This window comes from Immundisolibacter sp., assembly GCF_041601295.1.
GTDB lineage: Bacteria > Pseudomonadota > Gammaproteobacteria > Immundisolibacterales > Immundisolibacteraceae > Immundisolibacter.
In genome coordinates, this window is record NZ_JBFIII010000074.1 from 1 (window position 1) to 15,773 (window position 15,773).

Genomic DNA, 15,773 nt, shown 5'->3' on the forward strand with positions numbered 1-15,773 from the left:
TCAATCTCCCCCAGCTCAATCCGGAAACCGCGCAGCTTGACCTGATGATCAGCCCGCCCCAGGTACTCCAGCACCCCATCGCCACGCCAGCGCACCACATCCCCGGTCCGGTACAGACGCGCCGCCCGGTCCGCACTGAACGGGTCCGCCACAAACCGCTCGGCTGTCAGCTCAGGACGGTTCCAGTAGCCCCGCGCCAGGCCCACCCCGCCGATGTACAGCTCCCCCGCCACGCCCGGGGGCACCAGCTGGCGGTGCCCATCCAGCACGTACAGCTGGGTGTTGGCGATCGGTTCGCCAATCGGCACGTTGGCCGCCTCGCCCTGCCGCCGGCAGGCCCAGTAGCTGACGTCCACCGAGGCTTCGGTCGGCCCGTACAGGTTGTGGACGGTTGCCCCGTTACGCGCATAGAACCGCTCGACCAGGTCGCCGCTGAGCGCCTCGCCGCTGCAGATGACCCGCCGCAGGCGGGTGCACGCTTCCAGGTCCGGCGCCTGCACGAAGGCCCCCAGCATCGACGGCACGAAATGCACGGTGCTGATCTGCGCCTGGCGGATCAGGTCCACCAGGTAGGCCGGGTCCTGGTGCCCGTCCGGGCGCGCCACCACGATGCGCGCCCCCACCAGCAGCGGCCAGAAAAATTCCCACACCGACACGTCAAAGCTGTACGGGGTCTTTTGCAGCACCCGCTCGTCGGCGGTGAGGCCGTACTCGCGCTGCATCCACTCCAGGCGGTTGACGATGCCCCGGTGCTCGACCATCACGCCCTTGGGCTGGCCGGTGGACCCGGAGGTGTAGATCAGGTTGAACAGCTGCGACGGGTCGCTGGCCAGCTCCAGGTCGCTGTCAGCGTGCCCGGCCAGCGCCTCATCCGCCGCGTCCAGGCACAGCGCCTGAACCCCGGCCGGCACCCGCTCGCGCAGGTGGCTCTGGGTCAGTACCACCTGCAGGCCGGTGTCGGACACCAGGTACGCCAGGCGCTCGGCCGGCAGCTGCGGGTCCAGCGGCACGTAGGCGCCGCCGGCCTTCAGCGTGCCCAGCAGCGCCTGCACCAGCTCGGCCGAACGGTGCATCAGCACCCCCACCCGCGCGTCCGGACCAACCCCACGCGCCACCAGCCAGCGCGCCAGGCGGTTGGCGTGGCCGTTCAGCTGCGCGTAGCTCCACACCTCCCCCGCGTACTGCACCGCCACCGCGTCCGGGGTGCGCGCCACCTGCGCCTCGACCAACTCATGCACGCACGCCTCACTGACCGGGACCGGCGCACCCGACCCGCGCGACAGCTCCTGAGCACGCTCGGCGGGCGTGAGCAGCGGCACCTCACCCAGCGCCTGATCGGGCCGGCTCACCACCGCCACCAGCACCCGCTCAAAATGGCCCAGCAGACGCTCGATGGTTTGGGGCGTGAACAGGTCCGTGTTGTAGCTCGCTTCACAGCTAAGGCCGGCATCGCTTTCGACCAGCGCAATGGTCAGATCAAACTTGGCACTCGGTTCCGCAACCGGCAACGGGGTGATCTCAAGGCCTGGCAAAACCAACGGTTGCTGCGGCGTGTTCTGCCAGACAAACAACACCTGAAACACAGGCGAGCGGTCCAGATCACGCGCCACATCGAGCTTCTCGACCAACTGTTCGAATGGCACATCCTGGTGCGCGAAACCATCCAGCACGACCCGCTTCACACGCTCCAACAGTTCGTCAAAACTGGGATTACCAGCAAGACTGGTGCGCAAGGCCAGCGTATTGATGAAGGGTCCTATCAAACCCTCCAGCTCGGAAAACGGCCGGTTGGCGACCGGCGTACCGACGCAAATATCATCCTGGCCACTGTAACGGGCGAGCAGCGCCTTGAAGCCTGCGAGCACCACCGTGAACACGCTGGTGCCATGGGCCTGGCCGATCGATCGCAACGCCGCGAGCAGGGATGCGTCCAGAACAATTTGAGCACTTGCTACCCGGGCAGCCTCGGCGCCGACGTCTTGTCGCGCCGTGGGCAAGGCCAGGGGAGGCACCTCGGCCAGCTGTTTTTGCCAGTACTCGACTTGTCGGGCCAGTGTGTCTTGGTCCAGGTGCGTTTCCTGCCAGGCAGCGTAATCAACATACTGGATTTCAAGATCGGGCAAGGAGGTGGTGGCGCCCTCGCCATAGGCCCGGTAATGACTGATCAGTTCGCGTACCAGCAATCCGACCGACCAGCCATCGGCCGCGACGTGGTGCAGACAAGCCAGCAATACGTGTTCGTTGGCAGCAAGGCGCAGCAAGCGCGTGCGCAGAACCTCCCGTCCAAGATCGAATGGCTGAGCCGCGAACGCATCGATGCATTGCTGAAGGCCCTGACCTGACGTGGTAGCGCTACTCGCACCAAGCTCTTCTGCTTCAAGCGGCCACGCCATCGGCGGCTGAATGATCGGCCGCGGCACGCCAGTACTGTTGTCGATGCGCGTGCGCAAAATCTCATGGCGTCTGATGATCGCCTCAATGGAGCGCGACAACCTTGGCACGTCGAGTGCGCCGCCCAGGCGCAACGCCACGGGCATGTTGTAGGCACTGCTTTGTGGCTCGAGCTGCTGCAGGAACCATAGCCGTCGCTGAGCGTGCGACAGCGGCAAAACACCCGCGCGGTCGACAACGGCAATGGTCGGCAAGGTGGGCTGCGCACCTTCGCTCGCGATCACCTGCCTTGCCAGTTCGGCGATTGTCGGAGCCTGGAACAAACTGCGCAGCGACAACGACGCTCCCAGCTCCTCGCGGACCCGTGCCGCAACCCGGCTGGCGGCCAAGGAATGGCCGCCAAGTTCGAAGAAATTATCCTGCCGGCCAATGTCGGCGGCGCCGAGCACCTCGCCCCAGATGCTTGCCAGCGCCTCCTCCACCGCGCCGCGCGGCTTCTCATACGGTCGCGTGGCCTCAAATCTGGGCTCCGGCAGGGCGTCGCGGTCGAGCTTGCCGTTCGCGCTCAAAGGCCAGTGCTCAACCCGGACCAGGGTCGCCGGAAGCATGTAAGCCGGCAGATGCGCAGCCAGTTCAGCCCGCCAGTCGAGCGCTTCGTCAACGCCAACCGAAGACAGCACATAGCCGACCAGAACATCCTGGCGCAGGGCCGCTAGCGCATCGTCAACTCCCGGCAGCCGCCTTAGCGCCGCTTCAATTTCGCCCAGCTCAATCCGGTAGCCGTGCAGCTTGACCTGGAAGTCGCGCCGGCCAAGAAATTCGACCACCCCGTCGGGACGCACCCGGCCCAGATCCCCGCTGCGATATATGCGCCCGGCGCCAAACGGATTAGGCCGGAATCGCTCGGCGGTCAGTTCCACATCGTCTACGTAGCCAACACCGACGCCGGTTCCCGCAATACATATCTCGCCGGTCCGGCCGGTCGGCAGCAGCTGGTCCCAAGCATCCAGCACATAGACCTGGACGTTGTCGATCGGCAGGCCTAGCGGCACCCCACCGGTGCCGGCCATGTCTTCGGCCGTCAGGCGGTGATAGCACGCGATGTCGGCGCATTCGGTGGGGCCGTAGGTATTGACCACCTGGCACCGCGCGTCGGTCGCCGTGTGCCAGGCCCGCAGCCGCGCCACCTGAATCGGCTCACCGCCGAGGAACACGCACCGCAAACTGTCGAGCGCCGTGAAATCACCAGGGCGTTCCACGAGCGGATAGAACGCACTGGGGGCGCAGTTCAGGAGCGTAATGCCATCGTGTTGAACAGCCCCGATCAGGGCTGCCGGGTCATAGTCCTCGCCCGCGGGAAACACCACCGTGCCACCACAGGTCAACAACGCAAAGAAATTCTTCTGTGTGAGGTCGAAACCAGTGGCGCTGATAACCAAAGCCCGATCGGTCGCCGCGAAAGCGAACTCACGCCGATACCAGTCGAGCAGGTTCAACATCCCTGAGTGCCGTACTCCGGCACCCTTCGGCAGCCCCGTGGAGCCGGAGGTGAAGATCACATAGAGCAGGTCATCCGGCACAACCGCCCTGGCAGGCGATACCTCGGACATCCCTTCCAAGGGGGCATCTTCCAGAGTTTCGTCCAGCAGTAGCTGGCGCGCAGCCCCCGGTAGCAGCTGTTGCAGCTGCGGGCTTCCGATGACCACCTGCACACCGGCAGCACTGGCCATGCGCTGCAAACGGCCGGCCGGATACGCCGGATCGAGCGGTACGTAGGCACTGCCCGCCTTGATCACGCCAAGAATGGCGGCCAGCAAATCCGGACCGCGCTCCATGCAGATGCCCACGCGGCCTGGCGCATGGCCTTCCTGCAGCAACCAGTTGGCCACCTGGTTGGCGTAGGCATCAAGCTCGGCGTAGCTCAACTGCCGGACACCCTGACGCACTGCCACCTGGCTTGGCGTGGCCGCTGCCTGGGCTTCAAACCAGCCGTGCACGCTCCTGGGCGCCGGTGCTGGTGTGATCGCCCCTGCCGCAGCCACCTTCTGCAATGCCACTTCCTCAGCGTCGAGAAGCGGCAGGTCGATCAGCGGCATGGCCGGCTGGACCGCCACCTGCGCCAGCAGGTGCTGCAGGTGGCCTGCCAGCCCGGTAATCTCGACCGCGTCGAATAGCGCCGTGCAGTAGTTGATCTCTCCCACCAGGCGGCCGTCCAGAACGCCGAACGCCAGCGTCAGGTCGAATTTCGCGGACTGGTCCTGCTGTGCCAACGGCTCCCATTGGAGATCGCCAGTCCGCAAGTTTTTTTGCTCGAAGCTCTGCTGCACAAAAAGTATCTGGAACACGGGCGTCCGGCTCATGTCCCGTTCAACGCCCAGGGCCTCGACCAGCAGCTCAAACGGCAGATCCTCGTGCTCATAGGCTGCCAGGCAGACATCGCGCACCCGGCCCAGCAAAGACTCGAACGTTGCCTGCGGGTCGATCTGGGTACGCAAGGCCAGGCTGTTTACAAAGCAGCCGACCACCGGCTCGAGTTCCACCCGGCGACGATTGGCTACCGGCGTCCCGATGCAGATGTCGGTCTGCCCGGTGTAACGAAACAGCAAGGCCTTGAAGGCTGTCAGCAACACCATGAACAACGATGCTTCCGACCGCTGCGCCAGGGACTCCAGGCCCGTGACAACGCCCGGCGTCAACTCGAAACGCAGCACCTCGCCGGCAAACGACTGCATCGGCGGCCGCGATCGGCGCGACAGGTCCAGCGCCTGCACGTCCTGTAGCTGTTCGCGCCAGTAGGCAAGCGGGGCGAGCAGACTGTCACCGGTCAGCGTTTGCTGCTGCCAGTGTGCGTAATCGAAATAGCTCGTTTCTAGCGGCGGAAGTCGCGGCTGCGCGGCCTGGCTGTAAGCCGCATACAGGAGCGTGAGCTCCCCCACCAACAGATTCAGCGACCAGCCGTCGGCCGCGATGTGGTGAACCACCGCCAGCAAGGCGTGCTCGTCGGGCCCCAGGTGTAGCAACTCACCACACACAACGGGCCCGCGTGAAAGGTCGAACACGTGCGTAGCCAGCGCTTGATAATGCTCGGCAAGGGCCGCTTCGCGCTGCGTGGACGTCAGCTCACTGACGTCGGCCACAGCCAGCGTCACTGCATCCCCCGCATTGACCTGCGCGTGGGGAACGCCTCCCATGACCGGGTAGCAACTGCGCAAGACCTCATGCCGCTCGATGATCCCGGCCCAGGCGCGCTGCAGAGCCGTAACGTCCAGCGGGCCGGTCAAGCGCAAGGCAAGTGGAATGTTATACGCGCTGCTGTGCGGCTCCAGCTCTTGCAGCAACCAGAGCCGGCGCTGGGCATACGCCAGTTCAATCGGCCCATCCACCGGACGCGCCGCAATAGCCTGCTGTGTCAGTTGACGCTGCGCCTGGCGCCGGATTACCCAGTCCAGAAGCTGCGATTTATTATCCTGAAGGGCCTTGCGCAGGCGATCCGTAAGCACCCCGGTTGGGGCGCGCACACGCAGCTGGCCTTCCTCGACCGCGAGCTTGACATTCAACTGGCCTAGTTCGGCGAGGAGCTCCTCATAGCTCAAAGCGCCAGTTCCTCGTAACCGTCCGGAACAACCGGCTGCGCATCGTCATCACGCCATAGCAAGTCGTCCTGCGCCTGTAACTGGCGGATGCATGCCGCCACGTTGCTGACACTGGGCTGCTCAAACAGAACCCGACCGGTCAGTTCCACATTGAATTGCCGGCAGATGCGCGCGGCCAATTGCACGGCCATCAGCGAATGTCCACCCAGGGCAAAAAAATCGTCGTCAACGCCGATCTCGTCTGTACCGAGAACCTCCGCGAACATGTCGACCAGTGCCCGTTCCACCTCGTCGGCAGGCGGACGCCATACCTGCGACCGCTTGCCAGTTTCGGGGGAGGGCAGCGACTGGCGATCAATCTTGCCGTTGGCAGTCAGGGGCCAACGCGGCAGCGACACAACCACGTCTGGCACCATGTGCGCGGGCAACTGCTGGCGCATTTGCTCGCGCCACTCTCCAAGGGTTTCGGCCGGGGCCATGACCACGTAAGCGACCAGGCGGTCCTGCGCGCCCAGCACCAGGGCGTCGACAACTCCAGGCAGATTGCGCAAGGCGTACTCGACTTCGCCCGGCTCAAGGCGTATTCCCCGCACCTTGATCTGAAAATCAGTCCGGCCGACGAAACTCAGTTGCCCTTCCAGCGACCAACGCACCCGGTCGCCGGTCCGGTATAAACGCCCGCTGTCGAATGGACTGCCGAGGAATTTCTGCGTGGACAGTTCCTCGTTGTTCCAGTAGCCGGTACCGACGCAAACGCCGGCGATGCCCAGTTCACCGGCAAAACCCGGCGGCACCGGACGCAGCCCGCGATCAATAACGTGTAGCTGCACGTTGGAGATCGCCCGACCTATCGGCGGCGCCTGATCCATCCAACACCGTGCGTCGCCCAAATCAAACGCGCTGACCACGTCGGTGCACTCGGTCGGTCCGTAGCTGTTCAGAATGCGGCAATCGACATCGGCGCGGTGCAGCCACCGCGCAAGACGATTGACGTTGATCGCCTCCCCACCCAGAACCAGGGCACGCAAACTGGCCAGTCCGGCCAGATCGGCGGGACTGTCAACGGCCGAATAAAACACGCTGGGCGCGCAATTGATCAGCGTGATCTGGTGCGCAGCAACCAGGGACACCAGCTCACTACCGACCGGGATGTCCCCTTCGGCGATGACCAGCGAGCCGCCGCACGCCGGGATCGCAAACAGGTTTTTCTGCGTCAGATCAAAGCCAATCGCACTCGCCAGAAGGGCCCGGTCATCTGGCGTGATCGCAAGTTCATCCGCGTACCACTCCAGGAGGTTGACCGCACCCGCGTGGGTAACACCGGCGCCTTTGGGCTTGCCGGTAGAACCGGAGGTGTAAATCAGGTAAAGCAGGCTGTCCGGTGCCAACGCCGGCAGCCGCATCGCGCCACTGGAAGCACCCGCCCGAACCAGCTCCGGCACCGCAAGTACCTGTCCTTGCCAACCGGCTCCGACGGTCCTGCTGCCGGACGACGCCAGCAATGTATGGCAGCCCGCGTCCTGAAGAATGTGGGCGATACGCTGGGCTGGATACGCGCAGTCCAAGGGAATGTAGGGCACACCAGCCTTGATGACGCCATAGATGGCAACCAACAGATCGAGTCCAGGCTCGACCAGTATCGCAACCGGTTCCCCAGGCTTGATTCCGGCGGCAAGCAATCCCCGGGCAGCCTGGGTTGAAAGCCGGTCGAGTTCGGCACAGCTCAATTGTTGCTCGCCGTGGACCACCGCCACGTTCGCAGCATGCTGCGTCAGCCCGCGCTGCAGATACTCGCCAACGTCAGCGGCATGTGGCGTCCGCCGCACTCCGGGCGCCCACTGCTGCAGCTGAGTTGCCTCGGTCGGAGTCAGGAAAATATCCGGCTCGATTCGGCCTTCGGCCTGCACCACCGCCGCCGAACAACCCAGCATGCGTTCCAGGAAGGCGCCTCCGTCCAGCACGGTCGTCGGGTATTGCAAAGACAGCTCAGTGCCGCCGTCGAGGGTCTTGACCACCAGGGCCACCTGATTCGTCACCGGCGGCGGGAAGTGCATCGCCCGACCACTAGTCGATGCCACTGAATGGTCTTGCAGAAAATTGTAGAAATTGTAGAGACATCGCACTGGCGCGGTCGGCAACAACTGATTTTGTACCAACAGCGTCAGGTGTTCGTGCCGCGCCCGTTGGTGCCGATCCTCGGCGGCATACCGCAACAGCGGCCGAATATCCTTTGCATCACCAAACAGGGCCCCCGGCACGACAAACGGCACCTGCCCAAAGTAGCTCCCAAGCTGCTTGGCATGCCCTTTGGGCCGACCCGCGATGACTTCCTGGATGACGAAGTCACCCCGTGCGTCGCCGTACAAACCCAGCGTCATGGCATAAATAATCTTCCAGTAGATGGCCGGTGTTACGCCCGCGCTGCGACACAGCGCCCGAACCGCCATCTCGTGCGGCTGCGACACAAACCGCCGGTCGGCAGCGCTCGAACCGGCACCTTCCGCCATCGGGCGGGCCTCGCCCAGGGACAAATCCAGCGCCTCGCAACTGCTGGTGCGGTTGCGCCAGAATTCAACCGTTTCCGCGTGGTCGAAGTCCGACCTTGCGGCACGCAAGTGCTCTGGGTAGAGGTCCGCTGCAGGTGCCGCGTCTGACCGGTCAGGCCCGTCCAGATGGTCGTACTGGGCGCAAATCCGATTCATCAACTCCGCCAATCCCTGGCCATCCAAGGCCAGATGGTGAGCGGCAATGAATGCCACCGTTTCACTGTGCCCGAGCAACACCAAACCGTGACGCACCAGGCCCTGTTGCGCAAGGTCAAACGGCCGGTAGATACGCTCCTCCAGTACCGCCTGTAGTCGCGCTGCGTCGCCTTGCGCGAGGCGGACCTGCTCGAGCTCTTGCGGCACAAACCCTGGCTTGTAGACCACCTGATAGGCCAACGCCGCCAACGGTTCAAGACACTCGTGAACCTGAGTCCGCAGAGCGCTATATCGGGCCGTAACGTCAGCCACCGCGCGCTCCCAGCGCTGCGCATCAAGCGCGCATGGGAAGTGAACCGCCCAACCGAGACAGTTGTGCACCCCGTCGGGGTCGCGCACCTGATCCAACCATATATCCCGCTGCGGGGGACTGAGAGGTGCCAGACACTCCACTGCCGCCGGGTTCACCCCGAGCATGATCTTCAGCTCGTCTTCATTGCGCAGGGCAATGTTGCTGATGCGTTGCTGCGGATCGGCCAACATCTGGCTCAGCAGGAACTGGTACCGATCCGCGAAGTAGGCAATCGTTTCCGGCGCGAACAGATCCGCCCGGTATTCAATAATGCCCTCCAGGGTGTCCCCCGCTTCACTGAACCCCATGATCAGATCGTATTTGGCCTCGGTGTCGGCAAGCGGCAAATATTCCAGTCGCAAGCCGCCGAGCTGTTCGGCGCCAATGGCGCTGGCCGCGCGCCGGATGTCGAGCTGTTCGCGATACGTGAAGCCGACCTGAACCAGTGGCTGGTGGCCAGCATCGCGGCGCCCGTCCATGACCGCATCCACCACCATATCGACCGGCACCTCCTGGTGATCGAAGGCCTCCAGCGTGGTGCGGCGGGTTTGGTCCAGAAACTCGCCCACCGTCGGGTTGTCCGCCAGGCGCCCGCGCAGAACCAGCGCATTGAGAAAACAGCCGATCAGGTTCTCTGCATTGGGCTGGGCGTGGCCCGACACCGGCACCCCCACGCACACGTCAACGGTGTTGCAATAGCGCGCCAGGAGGCTCTGGTAAACCGCCAGCAAGACCATGAACGGCGTATACGACCCATCCCTGCACACCTCACGCAGGCGCCGTTGCAAGGACGCATCCACCGTAAACGTCATGGTGCGGCCTCGGGGGGCAGCATCTGCGCGTCGTGGGTAGTCGGTCGGCAAGGCCAACTGACCGGGCGCGTCGGCTAATTGGCGCCGCCAATAGGAAAGCTGGTCAGCCAGCAAGTCCGAATCCAGTAAACGCCGCTGCCAGGCGGCAAAATCGGCGTACTGCACCGGCAGATTGGGCAAGCGGATGGGCCGGCCAGTGCACTCGGCCTGATAAAACGCCATCACTTCGGCCACCAACACCGCGGCCGCGTCGGCGTCAATAACAATGTGGTGCAGGGTCACTGCAAGTACATGGCTGTCATCGTTCTCGCGAACCAGCATGGTCCGCATCAAGGGACCAACCGCCAGGTCGAATGGTTCCTTGGCTTCCTTGTCCAGCAAGGACATGAGGGCGGCCGCCGGATCGACTTCGGACCGCAGATCCACGACCGGAATATGCCACGGCGCGGCCGGCTGGATGATCTGCTCCGGTTCGCCGTCGACCGCGCCAAACACGGTGCGCAGCACCTCGTGCCGCGCGACCACCCGCTCGAAAGCGCGTCCCAGGGCCGGGACCGCCAGGGGCCCGGTCAGGCGAAGTCGAATCGGCACGTTATAGGCGGCGGATCGCAAATCGATCTGTTGCATCACCCACAGGCGTTGCTGGGTGAAGGACAGCGGCAACCGGCCGTCCCGCGCCACCGGAACGATCTCAAGCGCCCCCGATTGGGCTGCTGTCGTTCCCTTCAGAAAACTGACTACGGCGGCCTTGTGGCCCGCCAAACGCCGAGCGGTGGCGGGAGTCATCACGCCTTTCGGTGCCTTGTAGCGCAACGCACCGTCGCCGTCGACCCACAGTCTCACCCCGGCGGCGCCCATTTCCGCCAGTAACTCGTGGACGCTCACAAGATACCCTCGTCAAATTCATCAGCGCCGGCCGGCTCCGCGGCGCTGCCTTCACCAAGCTGCGAACTGGCGCGAATCAATTCGGCCTGACCCGCGACGGTCGGCACCTCGAACAACGCTCTGAGCGGCAATTCAAGTTGCAGTTTCATCCTGATCCTGTTGCGTAGCTTGGCAACCAGTAACGAATGTCCACCAAGTTCAAAAAAATTATCGAAAACGCCGATCGACTCTGTCCCCAGCACTTCACTCCAAATACACACAAGCTCGCTTTCCAAATCACTGCGTGGCTCGCCCTTCGGACCGGATTGGTGGGCGTCGGGCGCAGGAAGCACGGCCTTGTCGAGTTTGCCGTTTACCGTTAACGGCAGCTTGGCCATCGGTATGAAGTGGCCAGGCAGCATGTACGCCGGTAGCCGCCGGGCAAGGTGCGCCCGCAGCTCTTCCGCGGTGGGTTGCGACTCCCCATCGCTGAAAATGACGTAAGCGACCAACTGGCGATGATCAGCATCTGTCCCACGCACCAGGACCGCGCAGCTGACTACCAACGGATGTTCCAGGAGGCACAACTCGATCTCGCCCAGTTCGATGCGGTAACCCCGTAGCTTGACCTGGTCGTCGACTCGACCGAGGAATTCCAGCACGCCGTCACTTCGCCAGCGCGCCCGATCGCCACTTCGATAGAGCCGGCCACCAGGGCCGGCAACAAATGGATCCGGCAGGAATCTGGCCGCCGTCAACTCCGCTCGATTCAAATAACCGAGTCCGACGCCCGCGCCGCCGATGTAAAGCTCACCGGATACTCCGGGCGGCAGTACCCGCCCTTCGGCATCCAAAACGTAAAGGCGAGTATTGCCAATGGGCCTGCCGATGGGCACCGTTACGCCAGCACAGTCTTCCAAGGAAACCGTATGAACCGCGCAGCCGACGACCGTCTCCGTAGGTCCATATTCGTTGACAAAACGCGCGCTGGGCATCGCTTCGAGCCAGGCTTTCACCAGCCTTGCTGGTAGCTCTTCCCCGCCGATCACGAATGTCCCGACACGCCAGGGGATGTCCGCGGCGGATGGATACCTTCCCAACAACACCTGCAGATGGGCGGGCGTAATTTTCACTACAGACGCATGGCCGATACGCTCCAGCACATGGCACAAACCATCAATCTCATCACCCTCGGCAACCGGGTAAATTGGCTGTCCCGCCAACAGGGGCACAAACAAACTCGTGATGGTCGCGTCAAACGCAATTGACGATTGCACCGGGGCGCCATGACCACTATGCAGATACTCCGCTCGCGCCCAGTCCACGTAATTCACCAGACTCCGATGACTGATCAATACCCCCTTTGGGCGGCCCGTGGACCCCGAGGTATAGATCAGATAGGCCGGGAAAGATGCATCGCAATCGACACCTGGCGGAGAGCGCGAGGCCTGACCCAAAAGCGCGACCGTTTCGCGATCGTCGGAAGGTAGCCTCAGTGCGGGCGCAATTCCAAGCGAATCAAGAAGACTGTTCTGCCCGATGACCGCCGCGGCGGAGGAATCATCGACCATGAAGCGGATGCGATCAGCGGGGTAGCTGGCGTCAACTGGCAAATAGGCAGCGCCGGACTTCAAGACTCCAAGCATCCCCACCAGCAATTGCGCGCTGCGCGGCAAGCAAATTGCGACAATCGCGCCCGGACCAATGCCACGCTCCAATAGAACATTGGCCATCTGATTGGACTGTTCTTCAAGTTCTTTAAAAGTCGTCTTGGACCGCCCATCCACTACCGCAACCTGATCACTCCATCTAGCGGCCCCTTCTGCGAATAACTGATGCAAACAACGATCGCGCGGAAAATCCCGGACCGCATCATTGAATTCATTAATGATATGGTCCCGCTGATCGCCAGAAACCCAGGAGAGTTCCCGCAGTGTGCGTTGCGGGTCGGCAATCACCTCAGAGACGATACGGAGCAAAGAAGCCAAAATTTGATCGATGTCATCAGCGTTGAACAACTCCGTCGCATAGGTGATGCTCAAACGGTAGGGTTGCCCTGGGTTTACCACCAATACCAGGGGATAATTAGTCGACTCAAACGTTTCAATCCTGGCAATCGGCACCGAAAATTGGGCTGAGGCGACAGCGGAATCAACCGGATAATTTTCAAATACCAGTAAAGTTTCGAAAAGTGGATGAGTCGCTGGAATATCACTCCACTTGCGGACATCCAGCAAAGACGCATACTCGTGCCGGCGCCAATCGACCAATTCGCTTTGTAGCTGAGTCAGCCACGTCCTTACCGTAGTGTTTGAATCAATGCGTATGCGTAGCGGCAAGGTATTTATGAACATGCCCACAGCCTGCTCTATCCCCGGCATTTCTGCCGGTCGGCCTGCCGTAGTGCTGCCATAAACGACATCTTTCGACCCGCTATAAAAGCTGAGTAGCAGTCCCCAAACGGCCTGGAATAATACGGCAGGCGTTACCCTCGCCTGGCGTGCGAACAAATCAATCTTGTCGCCGAGCTCCGTGGAGTAAGTCACCACCCGCTTCAAGAAACCGTGATTAGCCTTGCCGTGACTGGAGTCCGCATTAGGCAGGGGCGTGGGTGCCGCGAACCCAGAAAGATAGCCACTCCAGAAACTCCGCAGTGGCTCCGGATTCTGTTGGCGCAACCAAGCGACATAGGATTCAAAACGGGGCGAAACGGCTGTGGACACCGCCTGTCCCGCGAGAAGACGCGCATAATTCGCAAATACCTCTTGGAGTACGATGGCCACCGACCAACCATCGAACAAGATATGATGGTGAAGCCAGACCAAAGTCTGGCGACCCTGTGGCATTTCAATCACAGTCCAGCGATTGAGCGAAGATGCAGACAGATCAATGCCCCGAAGCCTATCCTCGAGGAGAAATTGCCTGAGCCTGGGTGCGATATCTTCTTGGTCTAGCTCACGCCAATCCAGCGCTTCTATTGAAAATGACAAATCGCTATGAACCATCTGTAGCGGCTCATCCAGGTCTTCATCCCACATAAAAGACGTTCGTAATGCCGGATGGCGGCGCGCTACCGAATTCAACACAGCAGCCAGGACGTCAAGGTCAAGTTTCTCCTCGAATTCAACTGCAAGATGAACACAATATACGCCGCTGTCCTTGGCAAACTGGCTATGAAACAACATACCCTGCTGGACGGGTGACAGGGGATAGAGGGAGTCCAGCCGACGTGGGCCAAAAAACATATTATCCAACTGGGCCTGGGATAAGTTGGCCATGGGAAAATCAGAGGGCGTATAACCGCCTGCACCATCGCTGAGGCAATGCGCAATCAGACCGTTAAGATTCTCTAGAAAATGACCCGCGAGCTTAGTGATTTCAGCACGGTCAAAAACAGCCTCGCTAAACAGCCATTCGACGGACAACGCCCCACCATGAACCAGTGCCACGACATCAATCAGGTGCGTTCTTGCATTTGACGAAGATCGCTCCAGGCCACGCTCTTCCGAGGAAAGACGCAGGTAAGGAGATTGGCTCCCCGGATCAAACTGACCAAGGTAATTGAAACTAATGTAAGGGTCGTCCGAAGCTAATTGGGAACGGATTTCATCTCTCGGATGCATATAACGCAGAGCGCCGTAGCCAAGCCCACCATTTGGAACGTCGCGGAGATTCTGTTTCGTGAGCTTCAGTAGCTGGGGTGTGGCAATACCAACTGGCACTTGGAGACAAAATGGATATTTAGCCGTGTGCCATCCCACACTTCGGGTAAGATCGAATTCAGACGTATCCAGATCGCGACCGTGGGACTCAAGATCGATACAAACCCACTGTTGCGACAACCAGCCCCCCAGGGTCTGGGCCAGAGCCGTCAGCAGAAGATCTTGAACATCCGCACCGTAAGCCTGACCCGCACGGTGCAGTAATACGCGGGTCTGATCTTGGGACAAGGCCGTGGCCACACGGACTTCGTTGGCCACCAGATTGCTTGGATTGGCCGCTTCTACGGGTAATGGGGTGACCGCCGCCAGGGCCTGCCGCCAATAAGGCAATTCATTAACGACCTGCCCCAGATTGCCGATCAAATGGTCGTGCCAGCGCGTGATCGTAGCGGGGGCTGACGCAGGCAGCACTTGAGTACCAGCCAGAATGGCACTGAGTTCCGCGTCAAGATCTTCAACCAGGATGCGCCAGGAAACGCCATCGATCACCAGATGGTGGGCAATCAGCAATAGCTGGCGATCCCGCGCAGTACCAAAATCAAACAGCACAGCGACGAATACTCGCCCGGATGTCAGGTGGAGCGACGCTTGTAGCGCGTTTAAACGGGTCGAAAAATCTCCGCTGGTATCAGCAGTGCTCGGCGAAACGTGCTCACGCTGCAGCCGAAAGTCCGGTAGCGGGAATACCGCATGCTGGTGCCAGCGCGTTTCCTCGCATTCAAATCGAAAGCTGAGGGCCGGATGACGCTGTACCACCGCGCCAAGCGCTCGCTCCAAAAGATCATCGTCGATCTCTGACGCCACATCGAGCAGCAGCGACTGGTTGTTATGATTCGGCTCTACCTGCCGCTGCGCAAAAAACCAATGCTGGATGGGCGTCAAAGGCACCTCGCCAACCAGCGGCTTATCGTCAAGCTGCGCCTCGGACGAACCGGGCCTCGTAATCTGCGCCAGCGCGCCAACGGTTTGGGCCTCGAATACTTGTTTCGGGCTTACCTGCCAACCCGCCCGCCGCAATCGGCTAACTAATTGAATACTCAGAATGGAATCGAGACCCAGGTCGAAGAAGTTGTCGTCAACACTGATCATCTCAACCGACAAAAGTTGCCGGCATACGGCGGCAATGGCTATTTCAGCATCCGTACTCGGCGCCTCGTACGGGCGCTGCAGGTCGCCACTGGGCGCCGGCAGCGCGGTGCGGTCCAGCTTGCCGTTCGCCGTCAGCGGCAGGCGCTCCAGCACCACCACCTGCGACGGCACCATGTACTCGGGCAGGCTGCCCTTGAGCGCGTCGCGCAGACCCGGGGCGCTCAGGTCCGCCCCACTCACGTACCCCA

Annotated in this window: 3 protein-coding genes; all 3 read right to left on the reverse strand. The window is 61.8% G+C overall.

Translation table 11 applies throughout. The annotated features are described in order from the left end of the window. Positions 1-5,984, reverse strand: a 5,984-nt coding sequence (locus tag ABZF37_RS10355) for an amino acid adenylation domain-containing protein (RefSeq protein WP_372719588.1), incomplete at its 3' end; no start/stop codon positions are given. Next, positions 5,981-10,735: an amino acid adenylation domain-containing protein gene (locus ABZF37_RS10360; RefSeq protein WP_372719591.1), complete on the reverse strand. Its 4,755-nt coding sequence runs from the start codon at positions 10,733-10,735 to the stop codon at positions 5,981-5,983. The genes ABZF37_RS10360 and ABZF37_RS10355, both read right to left, overlap by 4 nt. Continuing rightward, the gene (locus ABZF37_RS10365) at positions 10,732-15,765 is read right to left on the reverse strand and encodes an amino acid adenylation domain-containing protein (RefSeq protein WP_372719593.1); all 5,034 of its coding nucleotides are present in this window, start codon (positions 15,763-15,765) and stop codon (positions 10,732-10,734) included. The genes ABZF37_RS10360 and ABZF37_RS10365 overlap by 4 nt, the downstream gene beginning before the upstream one ends. Positions 15,766-15,773 lie beyond the last annotated feature (8 nt).